Genomic DNA, 26,462 nt, shown 5'->3' on the forward strand with positions numbered 1-26,462 from the left:
TACAAATATAAAATCCCATTCGTTCACTCGAATGGGATTTTTTTTAAATCAACTACTGTTTATTTTATAAAACATAAATTTCAAATTAAAATACTAAATTTGAGTACTAATTATCATTTATGTTTAAAACCAAAAAAGAGCTCGTATTTGTTATACTCGCCGGAATCTTCATTACTAATGCTGTTACTGCCGAATTAATCGGTGGAAAACTGATACAAATAGGTCCGTTTGTAATGAGCATCGGTATTTTACCTTGGCCCATAGTTTTCCTGACTACCGATTTAATCAATGAATATTTTGGAGAAAAAGGAGTAAAAAAATTGTCTTTAATAACAGCCGGTTTAATTGCTTACGCTTTTATTCTTTTGTTTTTAGCCATAAGCATTCCAGCAGCAAAAGGAATAAGTCCGGTAAATGACGACCAATTCTTTGCTGTTTTTGGCCAAAGTATGTGGATAATCGTTGGAAGTATCATTGCATTTCTAGTTTCACAATTGATTGATGTAACTATTTTTTGGTTTTTCAAAAACCGCACAGGAAATAACAAAATCTGGCTCAGAGCAACAGGCTCTACTATAATTTCTCAATTATTCGATTCTTTTATTGTCCTTGGAATTGCTTTTTGGTTGCCCGGAAAAATTAACTTTGATACTTTTATCACATCTGCATTGACGGGTTATACTTTCAAACTTGGAATTGCAGTTTTATTGACCCCGCTAATTTATTTGGGGCACTACATTATAAAAAAATATTTATCAGAAGAAACAGAATAAATCATGGAAGAAAAAATAAGATGTAAATGGTGTGTGGGTATTGATATTTACGAAAAATACCATGATGAAGAATGGGGTGTTCCTGTTTATGAAGATCAAAAATTATTTGAATTCCTAATTTTGGAAACCTTTCAGGCTGGACTAAGTTGGATTACAATCCTAAAAAAAAGAGAAAACTTCCAATTAGCTTTTGATAATTTTGACTATAAAAAAGTTTCGAATTATACTGAAGATAAGATCCAGGAATTACTTCAAGATGCAGGGATTATTCGCAATCAATTAAAAATTCGCGCAGCCGTTTCTAATGCGATTGCTTTTATGAAAGTACAAGAAGAATTTGGTAGTTTTTCAAAATACATTTGGGAATTCACTGAAGGAAAACCAATAAATAACAATAGAAAAACGCTAAAAGAAGTTCCTGCCACCACTCCACTTTCTGACGCTATCAGTAAAGATTTGAAAAAACGTGGATTTAAATTTGTGGGATCCACCGTAGTTTATGCACACATGCAAGCAACAGGAATGGTCGATGATCACGTCGATGATTGTTGGAAGAAAGCTAAGTAATCAGATTCCAGTTGCAGTTTTCAGCTATTGAAAATATCACAAAAAACATTTAGGCTACCACAACTTTAAACATTAAACTTTAAGTATCTAAACAAAAAAACTATTACATTTGCTCCACACTTTAGGGGTGTCTACAACATTGTAGGCTGAGAATTACCCTCTGAACCTGATCTAGTTCATACTAGCGTAGGGAAAAGTAAGATGACTTCCACGCACATTTATGTGTCATTGTAGCCATTCCTAAAGTATAACTGTCCCGAAAGTTTCGGGACTAAATTCAAAAGGAATGGAGCTTAAAATCAACAATCAAACAAAACAATTTGCAATTGACAGTCTTACTGTTCAAGCACTTCTTGACTTGGAAATTCCCATCAAACAAAATGGAATTGCCGTAGCCATTAACAATACCGTGATTCCAAAATCAAACTGGAATTCCCATCCCATACAAGAAACCGACGACATTCTCATCATCTCTGCAACTCAAGGAGGATAGTTTGGCTGCTCGGGCGGGCTATCCATTTCAAGTCCGCAGTTGCAATCCTATAAAACATAGTCTTAGTCAAAGCTTCCTTATGGTCGCTTCACTAATCCTTGTTTTATTTGGCTTTCCACTTTACGGGCTTTCCATTACTATCCCTAGCAGAAGACGAACACTCCTAAAATCATAAAATTCAAACAAATGAATAACGAAGAAAAAATCTCAAGAACTCCTTTCCCAAACTCTACAAAAATTTACGTAGACGGAACCATTCATCCCATAAAAGTGGCGATGCGAGAAATCGCATTGGCAGACACAAAAATGTCCAATGGACGAATAGAAAAAAATCCTCCCGTAACTGTTTATGATACTTCGGGTCCATTCACCGATCCAAATATTGAAATCGACATTCGAAAAGGATTGCCACGCATTCGTGAACAATGGATTTTGGACCGTAATGATGTGGAAGAATTAACTGAAATCTCTTCTGAATATGGGAAAAAGCGTCTGAATGACGAAAAACTAAACGAATTGCGTTTTGAATATTTGCACAAACCGATGCGTGCCAAAAAAGGAGCCAATGTATCCCAATTGTATTACGCAAAACAGGGAATCATTACACCCGAAATGGAATACATTGCCATTCGTGAAAACCAACGCTTGGAGCTAATAAACAATCAAACTAAGGCGATGCAATGCCAACACGGCGGAAACAGTTTTGGAGCCAATACGCCAAAATCTAAAATCACACCTGAATTTGTCCGTAGCGAAGTAGCCAGAGGTCGTGCCATTATCCCAAATAACATTAACCATCCTGAAAGTGAACCGATGATTGTGGGACGCAACTTCTTGGTAAAAATTAATGCGAACATTGGGAACAGCGCCGTAACCTCCACGATCGAAGAAGAAGTGGAGAAAGCAGTTTGGGCTTGCCGTTGGGGAGCTGACACGATTATGGATTTATCGACAGGTAAAAACATTCACGAAACCAGAGAATGGATTATCCGAAACTCTCCCGTGCCTATTGGAACGGTGCCTATTTACCAAGCCTTGGAAAAAGTAAATGGCGTTGCCGAAGACCTGACTTGGGAAGTCTATCGGGATACGTTAATCGAACAAGCGGAACAAGGCGTTTCTTATTTTACTATTCATGCCGGTGTTTTATTGCGTTACATCCATTTAACAGCCAACCGCGTTACCGGAATTGTTTCCCGTGGTGGTTCTATCATGGCAAAATGGTGCTTATTTCACCACAAAGAAAATTTCCTTTACACCCATTTTGAGGAGATTTGCGAAATCATGAAACAGTATGATGTAGCCTTCTCATTAGGAGATGGTTTACGCCCTGGCTCTATTGCCGATGCAAATGATACTGCGCAATTCGCCGAGCTGGAAACACTTGGCGAACTGACAAAAATAGCTTGGAAACACGATGTTCAAGTATTTATTGAAGGTCCTGGTCACGTACCGATGCACATGATTAAGGAAAACATGGACAAACAATTAGAACATTGTGACGAAGCTCCTTTTTATACTTTAGGGCCATTAACAACTGATATCGCTCCAGGTTATGACCACATCACTTCTGCTATTGGAGCTGCAATGATTGGCTGGTATGGTTGTGCGATGTTGTGCTATGTGACACCAAAAGAACATCTTGGTTTACCCAACAAAAAAGACGTAAAAGATGGAGTCATCACTTATAAAATCTCCGCTCATGCCGCTGATTTGGCCAAAGGTCATCCTGGATCACAATACCGTGACAATGCCTTGAGTAAAGCGCGTTTTGAATTTCGTTGGGAAGACCAATTCAACTTGTCATTAGATCCAGATACAGCCCGCGAATTTCACGATGAAACATTACCGGCAGATGGCGCAAAAGTAGCCCATTTTTGCTCTATGTGTGGGCCAAAATTCTGCTCTATGAAAATTTCACAGAAAATTCGTGATGTTGCAGAAGCTGAAAAAGGGATGCAAGAGAAATCACAAGAATTTGTAGAAAGCGGAAAAGAAATTTATGTTTAGAATTAAGATCAGGAGTATTAAGTATCAAGATTTTAAAAAAAATACTTACTTCATAATACTTAATACATTTCAATATGATACTAATCTCAAATCCAATTCCAATCGAGAATGAAATTAACCTCATCCATCAATTTTTCAAAGAAGGATTACAGTTATTTCATGTTCGAAAACCAGATTTTTCTACAGCAGAAATGAAAGCTTTTTTATCGGAAATAAAATCGGATTATAGACAAAATTTGGTTTTACACAGTCATCATCAATTGGCAGTAGCGTTTGGAATACATCGCATTCATTTTACAGAAAAAAAACGAAATGAAACACTCGAAGAAAGTTTGAAAAAATGGAAACAAAAAGGATTTACACTCTCTACTTCCATTCACAAAATGGTTGATTTTGAAAAATTATCTGATGTTTTTGACTATGCGTTTTTCGGACCCGTTTTAGAAAGTATTTCTAAACCAAATTACAGTTCAGATATTGATTTTGAAAAAGAATTAAAACAAAGAAATAATAACAAAACTGCACTAATTGCAATAGGAGGAATTACATCTGATAAAATCAAAACTACATTGAAATATGGTTTTGATGATGTGGCGCTTTTAGGTACCATTTGGAACAGTAACAATTCAGTAGAAAATTTTAAACTATGCCAACAAATCGTCCTTTCGTATTAACAATTGCAGGCTTTGATCCTTCTGGAGGTGCAGGAATTTTGGCCGATGCGAAAACATTCGAACAACATCATGTCTATGGATTTGCAGTGAATACCGGCAATACCATTCAAACTGAAAATGCATTCTACGAAATGCAATGGACTGACTTAGATTTTGTTTTGAACTCAATGAGAAAATTGTTCGACAACTATACTATTAAAGCCCTAAAAATCGGAATTATTCCTTCATTAGATTATTTAAAAGAAATTGTTTTGGTTGTAAAAAAACTTTCACCAAAAACGAAAATAATTTGGGATACGGTTTTGAAATCCAGTAGCGAATTCAATTTTACAACCATCGACAATCAAGCTTTTTTGATAGAAATTTTAAAAAAAATAGATTTAATAACACCCAATTATAATGAGATTTTACAATTGTCTTCGGGAGAAAAAAATCCTGTTTTAATCGCTCTTGAACTTTCAAAATACTGTTCAACTTTACTCAAAGGAGGTCATAATCCATTTGCAGTTGGTATCGATTATTTATATACCGGAAATAAGATTTTCAGGCTTGCGCCAAATAACACTTTAGTTTTCGAAAAACATGGCTCCGGCTGCGTATTATCATCCGCTATTACTGCCAATTTAGCCTTAGGACAAGACCTAAAAACAGCATGCAGCAACGCCAAAAAATATATAGAAACCTATTTACAATCTAACCAAACCAAATTAGGATACCATTATGCATAACCAATTACAATACATTTCGCAAGGAAACACAGTCGAAGAACAATTATACAACATCCACAAAGCATTGGATAATGGTTGCGATTGGATACAAATGAGATTCAAAAAAAATTATTCAGATGATGCTTTCACTTTGGCGGAAGCCGTAAAAATGTTATGCAAAGAATATTTAGCCACTTTTATCATCAATGATAACGTCCATTTAGCAAAGCAATTGGATGCGGATGGAGTTCATTTAGGCTTGAGTGACATGAGCGTTGAAGAAGCAAGACTCATTTTAGGAAAAACAAAAATCATTGGAGGCACCGCAAATACTTTTGAAGATGTGCTTCAAAGAACAGCCGAAAATTGTGATTATATTGGTTTGGGTCCATTCCAATTTACAACTACCAAACAAAATTTAAGTCCGATTTTAGGATTGGAAGGATATCGTTCGATTATCGGTCAAATGAAGGCAAAAAACATCCAAATCCCCATTTATGCCATTGGAGGAATCACACTTGAAAATGTAGAAAGTTTAATGAAAACTGGGATTCACGGCATAGCCGTTTCCGGTTTGATTACACAAACCGAAAACGCATTGCAACTTATCAATCAACTTAACGACAAATTATATGTTACCATTTAAAATAGGAGATAAAACCTTTGAATCCCGCTTATTTTTAGGCACAGGGAAATTTGGTTCAAATCAACAAATGGAAGAAGCCATTTTAGCATCCGGGAGCGAGTTAGTAACCGTAGCGTTAAAACGTATTGATTTAGAAACTGAAACAGATGCTATTTTAGCACATCTTAAACACCCGAAAATTAATTTATTACCCAATACCTCTGGAGCAAGAAATGCTAAAGAAGCCATTTTTGCAGCACAATTAGCCCGCGAGGCATTAGAAACGAACTGGCTAAAACTGGAAATTCATCCTGATCCAAAATATTTAATGCCTGATGCGATTGAAACCTTAAAAGCTACGGAAGCATTAGCCAAATTAGGATTTATCGTTCTACCTTATATTCATGCGGATCCGGTTTTGTGCAAACGACTGGAAGACTCCGGAACTTCGGCAGTGATGCCTTTGGGCTCGCCGATTGGGAGTAATAAAGGATTGAAAACTATCGATTTTTTAGAAATCATAATTGAACAAAGTAGAGTTCCAGTAATTATAGATGCCGGAATTGGGGCACCTTCTGATGCTGCTAAAGCAATGGAACTTGGAGCTGATGCGGTTTTGGTAAATACTGCGATTGCAGTGGCAGGAAATCCAATACTGATGGCAGAGGCTTTCAGAGAAGCTGTTATTGCAGGCCGAAAAGCCTACGAAGCACAACTAGCACAAAAGGTTAATCGGGCAATAGCTTCGAGTCCATTGACAGCATTTTTGTATGAGTAATATATTTTTGGTCTATTTACAAGAAAACCACTGAAAAAATGGCACGCAGATTTTGCAGATTTACGCAGATAAAAACTTAAAAAAAATCTGCAAAAATTCGCAGAATTTGCGTGCCAAAAAACAGCATATTCTTTTTGCAGTAAAAAAACAAAACAATGAACACATTTAAATCGGTTTTTAACAATTACGATTGGGATACCATTAAATCCAAAATATACAGCACAACAGGAGTAGAAGTCGAATATGCGTTAGCCAAAAACAAACGCAGTCTCGATGATTTTCTGGCATTAATCTCACCTGCTGCGCAACCCTATTTAGAGCAAATGGCGCAACTGGCACATGAATTAACCAAAAAAAGATTTGGCAAAACGATTCAGATGTATGCTCCCTTGTATTTAAGCAACGAATGCCAAAACATTTGTACGTATTGTGGTTTTAGTTTAGACAACAAAATCAAGCGAAAAATACTCACCGAAAGTGAAATTACCTTAGAAATTGAGGTCTTAAAAAAAGCGGGATTTGATCATGTTTTACTGGTTACCGGCGAAGCAAATCATACCGTAAACATTCATTATTTTCTAAAGACAATTGCTCAAATAAAAAATGACTTTTCCACCATTTCAGCCGAAGTGCAACCCTTGTCAACAGAAGAATACGAGCAATTACATGATGCTGGCGTCTATTCGATTTTAGTATACCAAGAAACGTATCATCGTGATGTTTACAAGCAATACCACACAAAAGGAAAAAAATCGAATTTCGACTTTCGTTTGGAAACACCGGACCGAGTAGGAACTGCAGGTATTCATAAAATTGGGTTGGGTGTTTTATTAGGATTGGAAGATTGGCGTACGGACAGTTTTTTCAATGCCTTGCATTTAGATTATTTACAAAAAACATATTGGCAAACTAAATATGCGGTTTCTTTCCCCAGATTAAGACCGGCAGAAGGAGTTATTGAGCCCAACTTTATCATGGATGATACCGATTTGACCCAACTCATTTGTGCCTACCGTTTGTGGAATGAAGATTTAGAAATCTCCATGTCAACCCGTGAAAATGAAAAATTTCGTGATAATATTATTCCAATAGGCATTACCAGTATGAGTGCCGGTTCTAAAACTAATCCTGGCGGTTATGTTGTTGATCCACAATCATTGGAACAATTTGAAATCAGTGACGAACGATCGGCTGCTGAGATTGCGAAAGTCATTTCCAGTAGAGGATACGAACCCGTTTGGAAAGACTGGGACAGAAGTTACGCGAATCTAGATTAACATTTTTAGAATACAGAATTATGAGTATTATTCAGGATTTTTTACGCTACAACCGACAAATAATGTTACCGGAAATAGGTGATTCAGGACAGGAAAAACTCAAGAAAGCTAGAGTTCTAGTGATTGGTGCTGGCGGATTAGGGTGCCCTATTTTACAATATATAGCAACGGCCGGAATTGGGACCATAGGAATTGTAGATTTTGACAAAATCGAATTGCACAACTTGCACCGTCAAATTTTATATACAGAGAAACACGTTGGTCAATCAAAAGCAATTACGGCAAAATCTGTTTTGGAAACTTTAAATCCATTGATTGATATTATTGCTTTTGAAAAAAAACTAACTATGGAAAACGCCACACAGATCATCATGAATTTTGATGTAGTTGTTGATGGGAGCGATAATTTTGCAACTCGTTATTTAGTAAACGATACTTGTGTGATGTTAGGAAAATCATTAGTCTACGGCAGCATTTTAAAATTTGAAGGACAAATGGCTGTTTTCAACCATAATGGAAATAAAAATCTTCGTGACTTATTCCCAGAACCACCAAATCCAAAAGATGTTCCCAATTGTAATTTGAATGGTGTTTTGGGCACACTCCCGGGGATGATTGGCACAATGATGGCGCATGAAACTTTGAAGCTGATTATGGATTTACCAACATTGGAAAATGAATTGATTCTTTTTAATACACTGGATTGGAGTTTTAAAAAATTAAGCTTTTAAGTGTTATTTGCTTTTCAATATTTCCATAAAATCCGTTCTTTCAATTTCTCTACAGCCCAAACTTTCAAGATGAGGATTATAAACCTGACAATCCAGCAATTTATAATTGGCAGCCTTTAACTCGTTGACCAATGCGATAAAAGCTACTTTTGAAGCATTCGAAACTGTAGAAAACATACTTTCTCCACAAAAAACATTTCCTAAATCGACACCATACAAACCGCCAACTAATTCATCATTTTGCCAAACTTCTACTGATTTAGCACTCCCTAATTCGTTCAATTTGCAATAAGCTTCAATCATATCATTGGTAATCCAAGTCCCATTTTGACCGTCTCTTTTTATGTTTTGACAGTTTGAAATTACGTCTCTGAAATTCTGATTAAAAGTAACCTTGAAACTATTTCGATTCAGAATGTTGCGCATACTCTTGGAAACAATCAATTCATCCAGAAACAAAACCATTCTGGGATTTGGAGACCACCATGTAATAGGTTCTCCATCTTCAAACCACGGAAAAATGCCACTTTTATAAGCAAGTTGCAGTCTTTCTGGTGACAAATCTCCTCCAAGAGCTAGAATACCCGAAGAATTGGTCAGAGAAACTGGAGGAAATAATAGTGTTGCAGTTAAATAATACATTCTTTATTAAAAAATAAAACCCGACAGTGTTTTTGAATACCTGTCGGGTTTGTTTACTATATCAATAGGAACTCAAATGATTAAAAAGGTAAATCGTCTGCTTCTTCTTCGTTTAAGTTTGTTGCTGGTGCAAAAGCTTCTGCAGCCGGCATAGGAGGCATTTGTGCAGCAGAAGGAGCTTCAGCTTGCAATTTTCCAATTCTCCATCCTTGGATAGTATTAAAATAAACCGTTTCCCCTTGAGGATTTGTCCATTCTCTACCTCTTAAATTAATATCAATTTTCACAGGCTCACCTACTTGAAAACCGTTCAATAAGTCACATTTATCCTGAACAAACTGAACTAGAATATGTTGTGGATATTGCTCATCAGTAGTAACAACTACATCTCTTTTTTTGAAACCTCCAGATCCAACTTCTTTAGTTTGATCGATCATTTTAATTTTTCCTGTAACTTCCATCTTCTATGTTTTAATTGTTTTGCTCTATTTTTTTCTTTCTGCCAAAAGTACTTTCCATGCTGAAAACACGTCGTTGGCATTTAAATATTTTTTAGCTTCCAAATGCACTTTTAACTCATCATCGGAGCTTAAAACTCCTTTTACTGCGAAATTTTGTTTTACAAATATAGTAACTTCTTCCTTTGTAGGCAAGGCTTCAATATTCCCTAAAATCCCTAAATCATTTCCATCAAAAACTGTACTTTCTTTTATAAAATCCGGAATAGCATCCACTCCAATTCCTAATGTAGATAATGGTTTTGGCACTTCAAAAAGACCTTGATTCGATCTGGAATACCAGTTGCCGCCTAATCTAGAAACTAGATCAATCTTGTGTTGATCAATCGCTCCGTTTTCGTCTAAAACAGATTCGTCAATATGAATGCGCACTACTTCACAAAGTACTAAATTTCCGGCTCCTCCTTCAGTTCCCAATGGAATAATCTGAGTGACTTTGCATTCAAATTGAACGGGGGATTCTTTTACCCTAAAAGGTTTTACCACCTCCGAAGCAATTGGAGTCAAGCCAGATTTTATAAACTCATCTACTCCATCAGCATATTCCGTACTGGCCAGAGACGTTTGCTGAACTATATTATAATTTACCACATTAATCACCACTTCACGAGTCGCTTCGGCATTGATTAAGGTGTGTTTTATCGAATTATCACGAACGCGTCTTGCAGGCGAAAATATCAGAATTGGAGGATTAGCACTGAACACATTGAAGAAACTAAAAGGCGATAGATTAGGATTCCCTTTAGCATCCATCGTACTGGCAAAAGCAATAGGTCGTGGCCCAACGGAACTTTGCAAATACCCTTGCAGTTTTGCTGTTTCAATACTTTTAGGATCAATAGTAATCATACGTTTTTAATTTATTGCTGAAAGATACAAAAGTAGACAAATGAATTAAGTTTAAGAAGCAGTAACTTCAAATTAGAATAAAATAAAGGATTGATTTTCTCAAAAAAAATTCTTTCTCCAAAACTAAAATACAAAAGCATTTATTTCGTTATATTTATACCACTAAATTATATTTATGCAGTTTTCTGAAAGAAGAAATACAACTCGTTGGGTTATTATTTTTGCATCCTTTTTAATCATTTCATTAATTCTCTGGAACACTTATACTTTTTTTCAAATCTTCAAAAATGAAGAACGATTAAAAATGAACCTTTGGGCAAAAGCTCAAAAAACACTTAACAATGCCGGTGAAAATACCGATGTAGAACTCCCTCTTCAAATTTTCAGCAACAATACCTCAATTCCTATTATAGTTACGGAGAATGACAGCATCATAAACACCGTAAACATTGACGATGCTATTGTGAAAAATAAGTCCAAAGCCCAGGATTTTTTATCCAAATTAAAAAGCGAAAATGAACCTATTGTCATTGAATATGTCCCGGGGAAATTTCAAAATTTATATTATGGTAATTCCGCATTACTGAATAAGTTAAAATATTATCCCGTTGCTTTAGTGCTTATCATTGTGCTTTTTGGTGCACTCGTTTACAATTTTTACAGAAGTACCAAAATGGCTACGCAAAATAAACTTTGGGCGGGAATGGCAAAAGAAACCGCACACCAGATAGGAACTCCGCTTTCTTCCTTGATTGGCTGGGTCGAACTCTTGAAATCCGAAAATGTGGACGAAAGCACCACTTTCGAAATTGAAAAAGACATTGAACGTTTACAAACCATAACAGATCGTTTCTCTAAAATAGGTTCAGAACCAAAATTAGAAAATAAAGACATCGTAGCAGAAACCTTTCAGTCCTACGACTATTTACAATCCCGATTTTCAAAACAAATTGAATTTTCGTTCAAGGCACCAAAATCACCTATCATTGTTTCTTTGAATCCTACTTTACACAGTTGGACCATTGAAAATCTTGTAAAAAATGCCATCGACGCTATGAAAGGAAAAGGGAAATTAGCACTTGAAATTGAACAAGAAGGTGATTCTGTAAAAATAAACGTTACCGATACAGGAAGCGGAATTCAAAAAAACCAATTCAAAAGCATCTTCGAGCCTGGATTTACAACTAAAAAACGCGGTTGGGGATTGGGTCTATCATTGACTAAAAGAATAGTGGAGGAATACCATAAAGGAACCATAAAAGTATTGAATTCCGAAATTGGAAAAGGAACAACGATGCAAGTCAGTTTTAAAAAAAGCAATTTAGTTTAACGGAACACTAAACCAAGAGACTTTAGAAAACATAGTTTTTCTGACTATTTTAGACTTACTCAAGTAATTTTTCACAAACAAGGAATGTTCTTCGGCTTGCGCCAAAGCTGCTCCAATTGATTTTTTAATCGATGCTACATTAGATGCGTTTTTGCTGCCAACTGAACCAACGCTGTAAATATCGTTCTGACATTTCACCAGCTGTTCTCTTGGCGTTTCAATCATATTGCTAATTTCATCATCTGATAAAGCAGGCTTGAACTTATTGTTCCGATAATAAATAAAATCATTTAATAGAACAACTGCCTGATTCATTTCATTCACAATGGAATTCAATTTCTCAATATTCGTATTATGTCTCAAATAAGTCAACTGCTGCTTTTTCCCTTCATAACGTTCCAGAATCATGGCGTTTTTCAATCCATTTTTCTCTATTCTTTCTGCCGAATCAAATAATTGATCGGCTTCAGACAAGGCATTATATTTGGTGATTTCTTTCTCAAAATCAAAGTATTTCTTGGTTTTGTTGATTTGAATTTTTCCTTCATAAAACTCACCATTGGTAATAGGATAATTGGAAAATTGCCATAAATAATCAAATGGAATGTGGGAAGCAATTATTTTAGCGGGTTCAGCCTTAAAATAATAGTTATTTATTTTTTTATAAAACCTCCCATTATTGACATAACCAGAACCCCAAGTTGGATCAAATACATACCACTTTTTATCAATTTTTGCGGCTATCCAAGCGTGAGCTAAATCACTTACTTTTCCGTTTTGCTTTGTATACCCATCAATTATATAGGATTGTATTCCTGTCTTTTGCGAAAGCTCATTAAAAACAACAGCATAATGAATACAAATCCCTTTTTTGGTTCTTAACGTCCTTGCGATTTGTTCCTGTACCGTTTCATTGAAATTTATAGTAAACATATTGGCCACATCATAGCTTATATTTGATGAAGTCCAATAAAAAACAGCTCTGATTTTATCCGTTTCTGTTTTGAAATTACTATTGATATATTTGGCAATTGCATCAGTAGAGGTAATTGAACTAGCAGGAATAGCAGCCATTTTAGCATCAACCAAAGGATATCCGGCATTGACCTGTCCAAAACTCAGAAGTGAGAAAAAGAAAAAAAGTACTAAACAAATGTTTTTCATAGTATATAATGTAGTCTCAAAAAATTAAAAGGGGGATAGGTTTTCACCTATCCCCCTTTCTAAACTAAAATCATACCAATTTATTTTATTTACTAAAATATTACAAATTAGCTTTAATGCTCTCTGCCAAAGCTTCAAATTCATCTTTGGACAAGGATACTTTATTTTGAAAACGCATTTCATCCATTTCATTCAAGGGAATTAAATGAACGTGCACATGGGGAACTTCAAGTCCTACAACTGCCATTCCAATTCTTTGGCATGGAACTGTTTTTTCAAGGGCAACTGCTATTTTTTTAGAAAACTGCATCAGTCCGATATACAAATCATCTTCCATCTCAAAAATCTTATTTATTTCTTGTTTTGGAATACAAAGGGTGTGTCCTTTTGCATTTGGATTTACATCCAAAAAAGCCAAGAAATTTTCATCCTCTGCGATTTTGTAACATGGGATTTCTCCGTTTATAATTTTTGTAAATATACTTGACATTGTTGAATTGGTTAATTGTTGAATCGGCTAAACCTTTAACTATTTAATCACGAGATATTTCTAAAATTTCAAATTTCAACACTCCGTTTGGAACAGTGATTTCTGCCACTTCTCCTACTGATTTCCCCAACAAACCTTTCCCAATAGGCGAGGTTACTGATATTTTTCCAGTTTTCAAATCGGCTTCACTTTCAGCTACCAGTGTGTATTTCATTTCCATTCCATTGGTTTGGTTTTTGATTTTCACATTAGACAAAACCAATACCTTAGAAACATCAAGATGTGTTTCATCTATTAATCTGGCATTAGAGTGTACTTCTTCCAGTTTAGCAATACGCATTTCCAGCATTCCTTGTGCTTCTTTAGCAGCATCATATTCGGCATTCTCAGAAAGGTCGCCTTTATCTCTTGCTTCAGCTATATCTGCAGATGCTTTTGGACGCATTACGCTTTTTAAATAATCTAATTCTTCTCTTAATTTCTTTAACCCTTCTGCGGTGTAATACGATACTGTACTCATAACTTCATCATTTATATAAATAGAAAAAATCCCATCAGGACGGGATTTCTTTCCACAAAGATACTATTATTATTTTTTCGTCTATAAATATATGTTAATCATATATAATTCAAAGTTAAATAAATTAAATTTGTTTCACTAATACTTTGACACTATTTTAAAATGAAAAAATACCTGCTGCTTTCCATTATAATTCCTTTCTTTTTCTCGTGTAGTGATGCCGGTTTTGACAATACAAATCCATATATCCCTAATTATACTTTTACGGTAGATATTAATATGAATTTGCCTGCGTATTCAAATCTTAAATACGCGAGTAATGCTATTTATTATGCCGGAGTAGGCGCACGTGGCATTATTGTCTTTAATACTGGCAGCGGTTACAATGCTTTTGATGCGGCTTGTCCTAATCAAGCAATAAGTTCCTATTCTACCATGACCATAGATGGGATAAATGCCGTTTGTGGATGTGACAGTAAAGAGTACAGTTTATTTACCGGACAGGGAACTTTACAATATCCTATGAAACAATATCGTGTTCAAGTAAACGGAACTTCTCTTCGAGTTTATAATTAAACAAAAAATCCTGACAGGTAAACCATCAGGATTTTTCTCATTATAACTAAAACAATATTCTAAAACTTCAAAGTCAATCCTGCAAGGAAATTAATTCCTGCTTGTGGATAATAATATGGATATACATCATACATGTATCCGTTAGAAACATATTTTTTATCTAAAAAGTTATTGACTAAACCAGTCACAATAATCGATTTAAAAACTGATTTTAGTTTAAACTCATACGCAACATTCAAATCATTCACAAAGTAGTCTGCCAATTTTGCAGCCGGCAATTCAATGTTATTCATGTATTGTTCCCCAACGAATTTTTGCAACCATGAAATATAAAGATTTTCTACTGGTGTATAGACCAAAATATTTCCCGCAATAATCGATGGTGAATACGCGATATCAGTAGTACCATAATTCTGTCCTTCTACCGCTAAATCAGTATTTTTATTAGCACTCAGGGTAAAATTAGGACGGATAATCAATTGATTTGTCAACGCTATTGTAGCGTCTACTTCCAGTCCTAAACGGTAGCTTTTTTCGCTATTGGAACGTATCGGAGCGCCTACATCATCCAGATTTCCAGTTAAAATCAATTGATCTTTATAAGCCATATAATACACATTCGAATTGAATTGTACTTTCTCTGCAACATATCTCCAACCCAATTCAAAGTCATTCAATTTTTCTGACTTTACGTTTCCGCCTTCATAATCGGTTCTGTTTGGTTCCCTGTTCGCTCTGGCATAGGAAAAATACAAAGCATTATTAGCATTGATGTCATACGTCAACCCAGTCTTTGGATTAAAAAAATTAAACGTATCATCTACTACAGTGGCCTGAACCCCGTTGGCTTTATAATTAACTGTACGATATTGTAAATCTCCAAATAAGCTTATTTTCTCTGTGATTTGGTAATTGGCTTTGGCAAAAATAGTTCCATCCGTTTTGACAGCATAATCGTCATAATAACGATCTCCTAATTCGCTCTGCGAAGCAAATCGTGCCCAAATAACTTTCCCGAAGTGACTTCCTTCATATTTATTCCATCCACCACCAAAAATCACATCCAGTTTGTCTTTCTTGTAATTTGCAGAAAATGTAGTTCCGTAGAAATCATTATCCAACCATTTTTGACGAATCAAATCAGATGTTGTCACGGCACCAACTGGCTGCAATCCATAATCGGTTAAATCAGCGTCTTCTTTGTAATTTTCATAAAACCCTTTGCCTTTTGTGTAATGCAACGCAAAATTAGTACTCCAGTTTTCTGATATCTTTTCGTTCCAGTGTAATTGAGAATGATCTTGCTGGTAATTATCGGTTTCATTGTCATAAAAACGAGCATTTCCTTGTTCATCCGTAAAAGCTCCTGCTGAATTAAACGTGCGATTATTGTTGAGTGTTTCGCCGTCAATTCCGTTCCAAGACTGATATGTTTTCTCTTTTCCTCCAAATACCAAGGCTTTTATCAAAGTAGTTTTACCCACATAGGTACCTTGAAGAAAATAGGATTTCAAATCAGATGCGCCACGGTCCACATAACCATCAGAATTTAAAGCAGACAAACGTCCCGCTATTTCGAAATGATCATTCATCAAACCAGTACTAAATTTTACTGTATGTTTTCTGGTATTGAAACTTCCAAAAGAGTTAGAGATTTCTCCTGTACTTTCTTTGGCAAAATTATCCGTAAGCATATTTAAACTGGCTCCAAAAGCTCCTGCTCCATTAGTTGAAGTTCCTACGCCGCGCTGCAACTGCAAACTCTCCACTGAAGATGCAAAATCAGGCATATTTACCCAATACGTCCCATGACTTTCAGAATCATTGTAAGGAATTCCGTTGATAGTAACATTCACTCTTGTTGCATCACTACCACGGACACGAATTCCGGTATATCCCACACCATTTCCCGCATCAGAAGTGGTCACAACTGAAGGCAGATAATTCATCAGAATAGGAATATCCTGTCCTAAATTTCGGAATTTGATTTCCTTTTTGTCCAAATTGCTAAAACTGACCGGCGTTTTTGAAGTAACACGAACTGCCGAAACTAAGACTTCATCGAGTTGGTTTACTTTAGTAGTGTCTTTGACTTGAGAAAAGGAGAGAAAAGTTGCAAGAAGAAAGACAGAAGACATATAATATGTCAAATTCTTGGACTTTGAGACTTTGAGACTTTGAGACTTTGTAACTGTAATAAAAGTATTCATCCGTAAAAAGATTACGAATAAAAGGGGGAATTATTCTTTTGTTAAATTAAAAAATGATTGTTTCCTATGACAAATAAAGTAGTGTGCACGCTATTTGTTTGTCATTTTTTCCCTTGACAACATTACTTGTCCAGGTTCTTTGGGTATAATCTCAGCTCGTTATTTAGAGCACCCCTTTGAGACAGCGCAAAACTAATTATAAATTGTGAATTATAAATTATGAATTGGAATAAATTTTAAAAATCAGGTTTTCTGCGTGTCTTTTTAATTTCAGAAATGTTCTTTTTGTCCTTTATTCGCTTTCTAATAACCGACTTAGGGATTTTAGTAGGTTTACGTTCTTTAGGAATAAGCAACGCATTTTTTATAAGTTCCAAAAATCGTTTGATTACAATTTCTTTGTTTCTAAACTGACTTCGATCTTCATCACAATTCAAGATTAAAACAGAATCAGTTGTTAACCTTGAAGACAATTTGGTTTCGACCAAAAATTTTTCTTCTTCGGTTAAAGCCTGAGAATTTTTCAAATCAAAACTCAACACCACTTTTGAAGAAACTTTATTTACGTTTTGACCACCGGCACCACTACTGCGAACGGCTTTAAAACTCAACTCAGATATGATTTTTTCGTTTTCCATTTAGGTTTTTCCGAAATTTCGGGACTGTTTCCATAAATTATTACAGCTGATGTGCTGGTTTTAATAAATCATTTACTGTTTTTACCGGGTTAAAAGTAAGCAAAGGCACTTGAACAAATACAGTCATCCATTTTGCCATAGCGCCATTCCATAGACCAGGTAATTCATACGATTTAATAGCCCTTCCAAAAGTTGTTTTCTCTACTATAAAGCCACTGTTATGATCCACAAACTGATTTAAATCAAACTTCTCCTTTTTATAATTTTTGATTCCGCAAACTATATCAACTGGATTAAAATGCGTAGATGCATTAAGGATTCCCCTCTGATTATCATTTGATAAATCTACTTGCGAACTCTCAACAATTTGTAAAGTAATAGAGCCATACTCATCTTTTACCCAAAAAGGACCTCCACCAGCTTCGCCTTCATTTTTTACCATTCCACAAACTCTCATAGGCCTGTTTAAAATAGTTCTAAGTTCGATTATTTTATTTTCAAAACTAAGTTCATAAAAACTGTTTGAGACTCTAATATTTAATTTTTCTTCCAAAAAAAGTAAAATTTCTTCACTTTCTTCTTGCTGAATTTCTTCAGCATCAATTGCATATAAATACTTAAACACTTGCTGTTGCAATCCTAATAAAATACCTGCTAGTGCTTTTTTGTACAAAGCAATTTTGTCAATATTATTTTGGATTACGTTGTCAATATTTTTTATAAAAATAATATCAGCATCAAGATTGTTTAAATTTTCTATCAAAGCTCCATGTCCACCCGGCCTAAAAAACAACTTTCCGTTTTCATCTCTAAAAGGATTGTTTTTAAAATCTACAGCAAGGGTATCCGTATTCTCATTTTGACAAGAGTAACTAACGTGTATTGCTATCCCTGACTTTTTTTCCAACTTGCCTTTAATGGCACTAATTGTCTTTTTAAATTGAGCCAAATGAGATTCAGTAACCGTAAAATGCAAGTTTGATTTTAAATTTGAATTTGCATAATGAACACACTCATTCAAGTGTTGCTCAACAGGAGTTACAATATGTGTTTTGTATCTATGAAAAGGCAAGATTGCTTTTGGTTTATTAGAAAAACCAAAATAATCAGGAGCTAAAAGTAATTTTATAAAATAATAATTTTTATAATCTCGATGAAGTAGCTCAAAGTCAATAAATTCTTCTCTAAGTTTTTTATCTACGGCCTTAAAAAATGGAAACTTCTCTAAACCCACTATAAAAACAGATAACTCAGTGTCTTTTTTTCTGTTTATATAGGCGTTGATACTTTCATTTTCAACATCAAATTCATTCAAAAAAGTAATTAAAAACTTAAACATTCTAGTGGCTGCTCCAGATGCAGGGACAAATTTTTCCAGTTTTAAACTGGATTTATTTTCATCAAAATAATCTGCTTTTATTCGAAAATCATTTTCTGATAATTTCAAAATACCATTAAACAAAGTTGCCGGTCCAACCAGATTACTTTTTGTAATTCCGTTTCTAAAAAAACCAAGTTGTTGTTGAATATTTTTTAACGAAACTCTTTTTTCATAAATCTGAATAAAATCAAGCGAAGAAAGTCCCATTTCTTTAGATTTAGTCAAATCATTAACAATAGCGACTGCTTTTTTTAGTCGTAATTTTTTATCTCCTGAAAGAATTACAAATGGTTTTTTATTATCAATTAAAGATTGTTTAAAAATTGCAAATACAGATTCTCTTTCTTCCGGACGGTCTCTTAAATCGTCTTTTTCCCAAGGAACATCAATATCCGTAAGAAAAAACAAGTCGTACTCATGTTCGCGAGCTGCTTGATCTAATAATGGATCACAATAATCATAATACACCTCCGAAAAAACTTTGGTTACCAATAAATTAGTATCACAAAAAAGATAGTTATTAGCAATTAAAGCACTTTCATTTTCTAATTTAGTTTGCCCAAAAGCAATAGGAAGCATATCGTTAACATCACAAATCTGTTGATTTGCATCCCATTTTTCTTGAAGGTATTCTCGTGCATATTCAGGAACCCATTCTGTTTTATAATATTCAGCGAGTTGTTTTGCTAATGTGGTTTTTCCAGTACTTTCCGGACCAAATAGAGCAATTTTAATTATTTTTGTAACTCCGTTTGAGAGCTGTCTGAGATTTTCTTCCATTCTAAATAGCCAAAAATGGCAACTATTGTAAATACTATGTATTGAAAACTTGTAAAAGTAAATCCTTTTGAAAAATATAATGGAATTGAAATTACATCTCCAATAATCCAAAATACCCAATTTTCTACTTTCCTTTTGGCCATGAGCCACATTCCTACAAAGAAAATTCCTGTGATAAATGTATCTACATAAGCATACCAAGTGGTGAATTTTTCGAAATACTGATATACCGAAACCACAAAAGCGACCGTAAATATAAAAAGAATTATCGCAATTCGTTTTTCAGAACTCGATATTTTTGAAATTGGGAACTCAACCATATCCTCTTTTTTTCTGGTCCAATGGTACCAACCATAAATACTCATCACAAAATAGTATCCATTAATCATCATATCGCCCCATAAAGTCCATTTCCAAAGCAAATAAACATAAATAGATGTACTTACTAATCCCGTTGGAAAAACTAAAATATTGTCTTTTTTAGCATACCAAACACTTAATAAACCAAAAACGACTGCTACAATTTCTAAAACTATATCTAAGGTTGGGTAATCCGCGTATTGAGAAAAAAAGTATTCTATCATTGCAAAAATTAAATTATTGATTAAAAAAATTCATGTCGTTTTCAAAAGCTGTTCCTATAATTACTAAATCGGCACCGGCATGATAGGCGTTTTGAATTCCTTGCAAATCTACAATTCCGCCTCCAACAAGTAACGGAATTTCAATATTTTGAGAAACTAATTCAATCATTTCCAAGGGAACAGCTTGTTTTGCACCACTTCCCGCTTCCAGATAAATCAATTTATTGCCTAACATTTCTCCCGCTTGTGCTGTTGCCAATGCTAAATCTAGATTATTTCTATCTAAAGGCTTTGTTTTACTAATACGTTCTACGGCGGTTTCATTTCCACTTTCAATTAAAATATAACCCGTAGAAATGATTTCGAGTTGGGTTTGTTTTAAAATGGGTGCTGCTTTTACTTGGTGTTCAATTAGAAAATCTGGATTGCGACCAGAGATTAAAGACAAAAATAAAATCGCATCGGCTTTATCTGAAATCTGAGATGGATTTCCTGGGAAAAGAACGATTGGTAGATTGCAGTTTTGTTTAATTTTCACAATTAATTCATCAATAATAGTAGTTGTAACTAGGCTTCCGCCAATGAAAATATGAGACGCCGGCGATTGGTTAATTTTTGAAATTAAAAGATCCCAGTTTTCTAAAACCAATTTGTCGGGATCAAGAAGGATAGCGAGTAATTTTTTGTTATTCGTTTTGGCTTTTATTATTTGGCTGTATAGGTTCTTCATAAGTTTTACCGCTAATTCACTAATTTTCGAAAGCGTAAACTAACGTAAAATCCTCTATTTCTTCAAAATGAATATTGAAGTATTTTATTGAATTATTAAAATGCAGTTCAGCGATTGTTTGTTTACTTTCTAATTCAAAAGAGTTTACTTTGATATGGTCTTTAAAACTGATTCCTTTTTCGTTTCTAATTTTGAAAATGGCTTCTTTGGCACCCCAAATTACTGTTAATTTTCGAATGTATTCTTCACTGTCCTTATCAAAAAATTGAAATTCGGAGTCACAGAATTTATCGGCGATTCGGAGGATTTTGTCTCGCTGCAATTCGATATCGATTCCTACGGTTTCGTCACTGATGATAATTGCCGAAAAATTATGGGAATGTGTTATGGAAATATGGTTCTCTCCATGTAGATGTGGCTTCCCGAATTCGTCATAATACAAATCTAAATCGGTGTGGCCCGTTTCATGTAATAACTTGCGAACACTCAGAAAGGCACGTTGGTGCATTTCAGATTTCATTCCGTCGAGGCGGAGGCGATTGCTGTCGTTTAAGACGACTTGTTCTAATAATTCCGCATAGGATTCAGTTACTTTCCAAACGAGGATTTGAGTAGTGGTACCGACGCTTCGGGAGAAATGTATCGTTTTGTAAAGTGGCATCGTATTGTGTTCTTGGTTTTTTAGCCCCGGTAGTAGCGGCATCCTTTTTTCACGCTTTTTTTGCGTGTAAAAAGATATAGCGAATAACGGGAAATAGCTCCAGAAACTGAAACAAGTTCAGCTTAAATAAATTATTTAGTTAATGTTCAAAAGATTAGCGAATTAAACAATTCATAAATCTTTTAGAAAACAGTTAAATTCTAAAGTTATTACGTAAATTTGCAAAAAAATTTACGCCCGAGCCTAAAGGCGAACGGACGAAGTAATTACAAATATACTATAAATGAGTACTACAACTATGCCTTTTGTGGCTTTCAAAGTTAAAGACATTTCTCTAGCGGCTTGGGGAAGAAAAGAAATTGAACTAGCAGAAGCTGAAATGCCAGGTTTAATGGCGCTTCGTGCTGAATACAAAAACGAACAACCACTTGCTGGTGCTCGTATTGCAGGATGTTTGCACATGACAATCCAAACTGCGGTTTTGATTGAAACTTTAATCGCTCTTGGTGCTGAAGTTACTTGGAGTTCTTGTAACATTTTCTCTACTCAAGATCAAGCTGCTGCTGCAATTGCTGCTGCAGGAATTCAAGTTTATGCTTGGAAAGGTTTGAACGAGGAAGATTTTGACTGGTGTATTGAGCAAACTTTATTCTTTGGTGAAGATAGAAAACCATTGAACATGATTCTTGATGACGGTGGAGATTTGACTAATATGGTTATTGACCGTTACCCGGAATTGGTTTCTGGAATCAAAGGATTATCTGAGGAAACTACAACAGGTGTTCACAGATTGTACGAAAGAGTAAAAGCGGGAACATTGCCAATGCCTGCTATCAATGTGAATGACTCAGTTACTAAATCGAAATTTGATAACAAATACGGTTGCAAAGAATCGGCTGTTGATGCGGTACGTCGTGCAACTGACATTATGCTTGCTGCAAAAAGAGTAATCGTTTGTGGGTACGGTGACGTAGGTAAAGGAACCGCTGCTTCTTTTAGAGGTGCAGGTTCTATTGTTACTGTTACTGAAATTGACCCAATTTGTGCTTTACAAGCTGCAATGGACGGTTTTGAAGTAAAAAAATTAGATACTGTTATCGCTACTGCTGATATTATCATTACTACTACTGGAAATAAAGATATCGTTTTGGGTTCTCATTTCGAAAAAATGAAAGACAAAACTATCGTTTGTAACATCGGACATTTTGATAACGAAATTGATATGGCTTGGTTGAACGAAAACCACGGTGCATCAAAAATTGAAATCAAACCACAAGTTGATAAATACACTATCGCTGGAAAAGACATTCTTATCCTTGCAGAAGGTCGTTTAGTAAACCTTGGTTGTGCTACTGGTCACCCAAGTTTTGTAATGAGTAACTCATTTACAAATCAAACTTTGGCTCAAATCGAATTATGGAAAAACAGCGCGGCATACAACAATGACGTTTACATGTTACCAAAACATTTGGATGAGAAAGTAGCAATGTTGCACTTGGCTAAACTAGGTGTAGAATTAGAGACTTTACGTGTTGATCAAGCTGATTATATTGGTGTTCCTGTTGAAGGTCCATTCAAACCAGAATATTACAGATACTAGATTTTAGTAATTAGTCCTTAGTGATTAGTAATTAGCTAAAATTATTCATAAAGAAACCTTTGCATTGCTGCAAGGGTTTTTTGTTTTAAATTGGCTTTTATAACAACGTACAAGATGTATGAATTAGTCTTATAGTTGTATCCCAGATTTTTCGAATTAACAATTTACAATTGTAGTAAATAAACATTTTCTAACAGTATGAAAAAATATTTATCCAACTTATTATTATTCATGTCTATACAGATTTGGTCACAAGACGCTATTCGGAATCAATATCAAAAAGAAAATTTTGAATCAGCAAAAAACACCCTTGAAAACGGCAATCATACAGTAGCTATCCGAGAATTCTTATTAGTCTACGACATGAATGCAAAATCTGAAATTGCTCAAATTGCTATAAAAAAAGCAGATTCATTAAAATCAATTATTAGAAATAATAAGCTCAATAGATTACTTGGAGATTGGAAATGGGTTTCTAAAGAGGGAAACTGGGCTATCCGAGAAGACGGCTTAGGTGGAAAAATGATTACTATCAATGTAGATGAAATCCTATTTTTCGAACTGTATCGTAATTCAAAAAAATGGGAATTAGTAAAAACAGAAAAGATTAAGTTTTCCGAAAATCCAGAGTCGTATTCTTTTACAGAATTTTTATATTCAAACAAAGAGATTTGGGATTATAGTGTAGATGAAAATTCAGGAGAATTAAAAGCTTATTACATTGGAGAAAAAACCGAGGAAGGATTTTCAGAATTAGTTTGTGGAAATCCAGTATTTTATTATTTTAAATTGCAATAATTATTAATCAAATACTGTGAAGAGCAAAAAAAACCCATTTCGAAAGAAATGGGTTTTTATAATAATTGAGAAAATCAATTATGCTTCAACTTCAAATGGAAGGATAGAAACATAAGATTTGTTATCTCTTTTCTTTTGGAAGAAAACAACTCCATCTACTCTTGCGTGTAGTGTGTGATCTTTACTAATGTAAACGTTTGCACCTGGATTATGTTTTGAACCTCTTTGTCTTACGATGATGTTCCCAGCAATAGCAGCTTGACCACCAAATATCTTAACGCCTAAACGTTTTGATTCTGATTCTCTACCATTCTTAGAACTACCGACACCTTTCTTGTGAGCCATGACGTATTAGTTTTATTTTGTTATTATTCTTTTGTGTCTTCTTTTTTAGCTTTAGCTACCTTTTTCTTTGGAGCTTCAACTTCTTCTGTAGTTGCTTCAACTGCTGCTTTTTTAGGAGCTGCTTTCTTTGCACCAACACCAGTAATACCTTCAATTACAATTTGAGTAAGATATTGTCTGTGACCGTTTCTCTTTTTATATCCTTTTCTTCTTTTCTTTTTGAAAACGATAACTTTATCTCCTTTTAAGTGTTGTAACACTTTAGCTTCTACTGAAGCACCTTCTATAGCTGGGGCGCCTAAAGTGATTGTTCCGTTATCATCTAATAAAAGAACTTTGTCAAAAGAAACTTTTGAACCTTCTTCATTAGTCAAACGGTGAACATAAACCTTTAAGTCTTTGCTTACTTTGAACTGTTGCCCTGCTATCTCTACGATTGCATACATACTGAATTGTTTTAATAATTTTTAAGGTTGCAAATATACAATTAAATATTTAACCTGCAATTAGTAAAACAAAAAATATTTACTACACCTAACACCCTGATTTATCATACTTTTGAAGCTGTTTGATAAAAAAATCAAATGAACAGTTGTTAAAGTTTTATTCCGTAGTATTTTTGATGTAACAATACCCCTTTTTCCGTTACTAATAGAAAATAAAAATTATTAATCTAATTATGAAAAAATCAATAATGGCCTTAAGTACAGCGCTCATGCTTGGTGGAGTAGCTTCGGCTCAAAAAGTAGTTTTCGAAGAATATAATTTAGACAATGGCATGCATGTCATTTTACATAACGATCCTTCTGCTCCTGTAGTTGTCACTTCTGTGATGTATCATGTGGGCTCCAAAGACGAGAAACCGGATCGAACTGGTTTTGCCCATTTCTTTGAACATTTATTATTTGAAGGAACTGAAAACATAAAACGTGGTGAATGGATGAAAATTGTAAGTTCAAACGGAGGCACGAACAATGCGAACACTTCGGATGACCGAACGTATTATTACGAAGTATTTCCTTCTAATAATTTAGAATTAGCACTTTGGATGGAATCCGAAAGATTGATGCATCCTGTAATAAACCAAATTGGTGTTGACACACAAAATGAAGTTGTAAAAGAGGAGAAAAGAACCAGTTTTGACAATCGCCCTTATGGAAATATCCTTACGGTTGTAAAAGAAAATATGTTCAAGAAACATCCGTATCGATGGAACACTATTGGTTCAATGAAAGATTTGGATGCTGCAACCTTAGAGGAATTTCAGGCATTTAATAAAAAATTCTACATTCCAAATAACGCTGTTTTAGTTGTCGCCGGTGATTTCGAAAAAAATCAGGCCAAAGAATGGATTCAGAAATATTTTGGACCAATAAAAAAAGGAACTGCTGTAACGAAACAAACTTTTGTTGAAGAGCCAATCACTCAAACGATAAAAGCAACCTATCAGGACGCTAACATCCAGATTCCAATGTTAGTTGCTTCGTACAGAACACCATCAATGAAAACAAGAGATGCCAGAGTTTTGGATTTCATCTCTTCCTACTTAAGTGATGGGAAAAGTTCAAAATTGTACAAAAAAATCGTTGATGATAAAAAAATGGCATTGCAAATAGGTGCCGTTGGTTTTAGTCAGGAAGATTACGGAATGTATATTTTGTATGGTTTGCCAATGGGAACTAATACAGCTGCTGATGTATTAAAAGAAATTGACGAAGAAATTGTAAAAATTCAAACTGAATTGATTTCGGAGAAAGACTTCCAAAAATTACAAAATAAATTTGACAATAATTTCGTGAATGCCAATTCAAATGTAGAGGGAATTGCTGAAAATTTAGCAACCTATTATATGCTTTACGGCGATATCAATTTAATCAACACCGAAATAGAGCTTTTACATTCTATCACTCGTGAGGAAATTAGAGACGTAGCGAAAAAATATTTGAATCCAAACCAAAGATTGCTTTTGGATTATATTCCTTCTACAGAACAGGCTAAAAACTAAGACATT

Annotated in this window: 29 protein-coding genes and 1 riboswitch; of the genes, 15 read left to right on the forward strand and 14 right to left on the reverse strand. The window is 34.7% G+C overall.

What is annotated here, in order from left to right:
* Nucleotides 1-119 precede the first annotated feature (119 nt).
* The 10 genes from QLS65_RS02615 (at nucleotide 120) to QLS65_RS02660 (ending at nucleotide 8,635) form a co-directional block, all read left to right on the forward strand.
* The gene (locus tag QLS65_RS02615) at nucleotides 120-773 is read left to right on the forward strand and encodes a queuosine precursor transporter (RefSeq protein ID WP_282710881.1); all 654 of its coding nucleotides are present in this window, start codon (nucleotides 120-122) and stop codon (nucleotides 771-773) included.
* A 3-nt stretch (nucleotides 774-776) separates the two neighbouring features.
* Nucleotides 777-1,340 carry a DNA-3-methyladenine glycosylase I gene (locus QLS65_RS02620; RefSeq protein WP_282715033.1) on the forward strand — a complete coding sequence of 188 codons (564 nt, stop codon included), beginning with the start codon at nucleotides 777-779 and terminating at the stop codon, nucleotides 1,338-1,340.
* A gap of 113 nt (nucleotides 1,341-1,453) precedes the next feature.
* Nucleotides 1,454-1,550: riboswitch (TPP riboswitch) on the forward strand.
* 76 nt (nucleotides 1,551-1,626) lie between these two features.
* The gene (thiS, locus tag QLS65_RS02625; RefSeq protein WP_282710883.1) at nucleotides 1,627-1,833 is read left to right on the forward strand and encodes a sulfur carrier protein ThiS; all 207 of its coding nucleotides are present in this window, start codon (nucleotides 1,627-1,629) and stop codon (nucleotides 1,831-1,833) included.
* A 186-nt stretch (nucleotides 1,834-2,019) separates the two neighbouring features.
* Entirely contained in the window at nucleotides 2,020-3,843 is a 1,824-nt protein-coding gene (thiC, locus tag QLS65_RS02630; RefSeq protein WP_282715035.1) for a phosphomethylpyrimidine synthase ThiC, read from the forward strand.
* A gap of 74 nt (nucleotides 3,844-3,917) precedes the next feature.
* Nucleotides 3,918-4,517 carry a thiamine phosphate synthase gene (locus tag QLS65_RS02635; protein WP_282715037.1) on the forward strand — a complete coding sequence of 200 codons (600 nt, stop codon included), beginning with the start codon at nucleotides 3,918-3,920 and terminating at the stop codon, nucleotides 4,515-4,517.
* Nucleotides 4,490-5,245 (forward strand): hydroxymethylpyrimidine/phosphomethylpyrimidine kinase, encoded by a 756-nt coding sequence (locus QLS65_RS02640; RefSeq protein WP_282715039.1) that lies wholly within the window; start codon nucleotides 4,490-4,492, stop codon nucleotides 5,243-5,245. Before QLS65_RS02635 ends, QLS65_RS02640 begins: the two co-directional genes overlap by 28 nt.
* Nucleotides 5,238-5,870, forward strand: a complete 633-nt coding sequence (locus QLS65_RS02645; protein WP_282715041.1) for a thiamine phosphate synthase — start codon at nucleotides 5,238-5,240, stop codon at nucleotides 5,868-5,870. The genes QLS65_RS02640 and QLS65_RS02645 overlap by 8 nt, the downstream gene beginning before the upstream one ends.
* Nucleotides 5,857-6,627, forward strand: a complete 771-nt coding sequence (locus tag QLS65_RS02650; protein WP_282715042.1) for a thiazole synthase — start codon at nucleotides 5,857-5,859, stop codon at nucleotides 6,625-6,627. The genes QLS65_RS02645 and QLS65_RS02650 overlap by 14 nt, the downstream gene beginning before the upstream one ends.
* Before the next feature lie 155 nt (nucleotides 6,628-6,782).
* A complete protein-coding gene (gene thiH / locus QLS65_RS02655) occupies nucleotides 6,783-7,904 on the forward strand; it encodes a 2-iminoacetate synthase ThiH (RefSeq protein WP_282715044.1) in 1,122 nt (373 codons plus the stop codon).
* 20 nt (nucleotides 7,905-7,924) lie between these two features.
* On the forward strand, nucleotides 7,925-8,635 hold the full coding sequence (locus QLS65_RS02660) for a HesA/MoeB/ThiF family protein (protein ID WP_282710891.1): 711 nt from the start codon (nucleotides 7,925-7,927) through the stop codon (nucleotides 8,633-8,635).
* 3 nt (nucleotides 8,636-8,638) lie between these two features.
* Here QLS65_RS02660 and aat read toward each other — a convergent pair whose 3' ends face one another.
* The 3 genes from aat to QLS65_RS02675 all read right to left on the reverse strand — a co-directional run bounded on the left by aat (nucleotide 8,639) and on the right by QLS65_RS02675 (nucleotide 10,644).
* Nucleotides 8,639-9,277 (reverse strand): leucyl/phenylalanyl-tRNA--protein transferase, encoded by a 639-nt coding sequence (gene aat / locus QLS65_RS02665; protein WP_282715046.1) that lies wholly within the window; start codon nucleotides 9,275-9,277, stop codon nucleotides 8,639-8,641.
* Nucleotides 9,278-9,357: 80 nt separating this feature from the next.
* A complete protein-coding gene (locus QLS65_RS02670) occupies nucleotides 9,358-9,738 on the reverse strand; it encodes a DUF3127 domain-containing protein (RefSeq protein WP_099714265.1) in 381 nt (126 codons plus the stop codon).
* Nucleotides 9,739-9,762: 24 nt separating this feature from the next.
* A complete protein-coding gene (locus QLS65_RS02675) occupies nucleotides 9,763-10,644 on the reverse strand; it encodes a flavin reductase family protein (RefSeq protein WP_121342901.1) in 882 nt (293 codons plus the stop codon).
* Nucleotides 10,645-10,819: 175 nt separating this feature from the next.
* Between QLS65_RS02675 and QLS65_RS02680 the strand changes: the two genes are divergently transcribed.
* Nucleotides 10,820-11,974, forward strand: a complete 1,155-nt coding sequence (locus tag QLS65_RS02680) for a sensor histidine kinase (protein ID WP_121342902.1) — start codon at nucleotides 10,820-10,822, stop codon at nucleotides 11,972-11,974.
* On the opposite strand, the gene QLS65_RS02685 is transcribed toward QLS65_RS02680, so the two are convergent.
* From QLS65_RS02685 to greA, 3 genes are all read right to left on the reverse strand, one after another.
* Nucleotides 11,966-13,138 carry a transglutaminase domain-containing protein gene (locus QLS65_RS02685; RefSeq protein ID WP_282715052.1) on the reverse strand — a complete coding sequence of 391 codons (1,173 nt, stop codon included), beginning with the start codon at nucleotides 13,136-13,138 and terminating at the stop codon, nucleotides 11,966-11,968. The genes QLS65_RS02680 and QLS65_RS02685 overlap by 9 nt on opposite strands.
* Nucleotides 13,139-13,238: 100 nt before the next feature.
* Nucleotides 13,239-13,628 carry an HIT family protein gene (locus tag QLS65_RS02690; protein ID WP_282715054.1) on the reverse strand — a complete coding sequence of 130 codons (390 nt, stop codon included), beginning with the start codon at nucleotides 13,626-13,628 and terminating at the stop codon, nucleotides 13,239-13,241.
* A 43-nt stretch (nucleotides 13,629-13,671) separates the two neighbouring features.
* Entirely contained in the window at nucleotides 13,672-14,148 is a 477-nt protein-coding gene (greA, locus tag QLS65_RS02695; RefSeq protein WP_091165910.1) for a transcription elongation factor GreA, read from the reverse strand.
* 162 nt (nucleotides 14,149-14,310) lie between these two features.
* Here greA and QLS65_RS02700 point away from each other — a divergent pair, with 162 nt between their 5' ends.
* On the forward strand, nucleotides 14,311-14,724 hold the full coding sequence (locus tag QLS65_RS02700) for a Rieske (2Fe-2S) protein (protein WP_282715056.1): 414 nt from the start codon (nucleotides 14,311-14,313) through the stop codon (nucleotides 14,722-14,724).
* Nucleotides 14,725-14,783: 59 nt separating this feature from the next.
* Here QLS65_RS02700 and QLS65_RS02705 read toward each other — a convergent pair whose 3' ends face one another.
* The 6 genes from QLS65_RS02705 to QLS65_RS02730 all read right to left on the reverse strand — a co-directional run bounded on the left by QLS65_RS02705 (nucleotide 14,784) and on the right by QLS65_RS02730 (nucleotide 21,708).
* Nucleotides 14,784-16,934, reverse strand: coding sequence for a TonB-dependent receptor (locus QLS65_RS02705; RefSeq protein ID WP_428831866.1), 2,151 nt, complete (start codon nucleotides 16,932-16,934; stop codon nucleotides 14,784-14,786).
* 236 nt (nucleotides 16,935-17,170) lie between these two features.
* On the reverse strand, nucleotides 17,171-17,572 hold the full coding sequence (gene arfB, locus QLS65_RS02710) for an alternative ribosome rescue aminoacyl-tRNA hydrolase ArfB (RefSeq protein WP_282715059.1): 402 nt from the start codon (nucleotides 17,570-17,572) through the stop codon (nucleotides 17,171-17,173).
* Between the two features lie 40 nt (nucleotides 17,573-17,612).
* Nucleotides 17,613-19,733: a DUF4301 family protein gene (locus tag QLS65_RS02715; RefSeq protein WP_282715061.1), complete on the reverse strand. Its 2,121-nt coding sequence runs from the start codon at nucleotides 19,731-19,733 to the stop codon at nucleotides 17,613-17,615.
* A complete protein-coding gene (gene pnuC / locus QLS65_RS02720; RefSeq protein WP_282715063.1) occupies nucleotides 19,688-20,317 on the reverse strand; it encodes a nicotinamide riboside transporter PnuC in 630 nt (209 codons plus the stop codon). Before pnuC ends, QLS65_RS02715 begins: the two co-directional genes overlap by 46 nt.
* Nucleotides 20,318-20,330: 13 nt before the next feature.
* Nucleotides 20,331-21,047, reverse strand: a complete 717-nt coding sequence (locus tag QLS65_RS02725; RefSeq protein ID WP_282715065.1) for a phosphoglycerol geranylgeranyltransferase — start codon at nucleotides 21,045-21,047, stop codon at nucleotides 20,331-20,333.
* 19 nt (nucleotides 21,048-21,066) lie between these two features.
* Entirely contained in the window at nucleotides 21,067-21,708 is a 642-nt protein-coding gene (locus QLS65_RS02730; protein WP_282715751.1) for a 4'-phosphopantetheinyl transferase family protein, read from the reverse strand.
* A gap of 283 nt (nucleotides 21,709-21,991) precedes the next feature.
* Between QLS65_RS02730 and ahcY the strand changes: the two genes are divergently transcribed.
* Together ahcY and QLS65_RS02740 are read left to right on the forward strand one after the other, a co-directional pair.
* Nucleotides 21,992-23,308: an adenosylhomocysteinase gene (gene ahcY, locus QLS65_RS02735; RefSeq protein ID WP_282715067.1), complete on the forward strand. Its 1,317-nt coding sequence runs from the start codon at nucleotides 21,992-21,994 to the stop codon at nucleotides 23,306-23,308.
* A 198-nt stretch (nucleotides 23,309-23,506) separates the two neighbouring features.
* Complete coding sequence (locus QLS65_RS02740; protein WP_233550036.1) at nucleotides 23,507-24,106, forward strand: hypothetical protein; 600 nt, start codon at nucleotides 23,507-23,509, stop codon at nucleotides 24,104-24,106.
* A 78-nt stretch (nucleotides 24,107-24,184) separates the two neighbouring features.
* Here the strand turns inward: QLS65_RS02740 and rpmA are convergent, their stop codons facing one another.
* Together rpmA and rplU are read right to left on the reverse strand one after the other, a co-directional pair.
* The gene (gene rpmA / locus QLS65_RS02745; protein ID WP_086453627.1) at nucleotides 24,185-24,451 is read right to left on the reverse strand and encodes a 50S ribosomal protein L27; all 267 of its coding nucleotides are present in this window, start codon (nucleotides 24,449-24,451) and stop codon (nucleotides 24,185-24,187) included.
* A gap of 23 nt (nucleotides 24,452-24,474) precedes the next feature.
* The gene (gene rplU / locus QLS65_RS02750) at nucleotides 24,475-24,897 is read right to left on the reverse strand and encodes a 50S ribosomal protein L21 (protein WP_121342910.1); all 423 of its coding nucleotides are present in this window, start codon (nucleotides 24,895-24,897) and stop codon (nucleotides 24,475-24,477) included.
* A 233-nt stretch (nucleotides 24,898-25,130) separates the two neighbouring features.
* Here rplU and QLS65_RS02755 point away from each other — a divergent pair, with 233 nt between their 5' ends.
* Nucleotides 25,131-26,456, forward strand: coding sequence for a M16 family metallopeptidase (locus QLS65_RS02755; protein WP_121342911.1), 1,326 nt, complete (start codon nucleotides 25,131-25,133; stop codon nucleotides 26,454-26,456).
* Nucleotides 26,457-26,462 lie beyond the last annotated feature (6 nt).

Origin of the sequence: Flavobacterium algoritolerans (assembly GCF_030010385.1) — a bacterium.
In the GTDB taxonomy this organism is placed as follows: domain Bacteria; phylum Bacteroidota; class Bacteroidia; order Flavobacteriales; family Flavobacteriaceae; genus Flavobacterium; species Flavobacterium algoritolerans.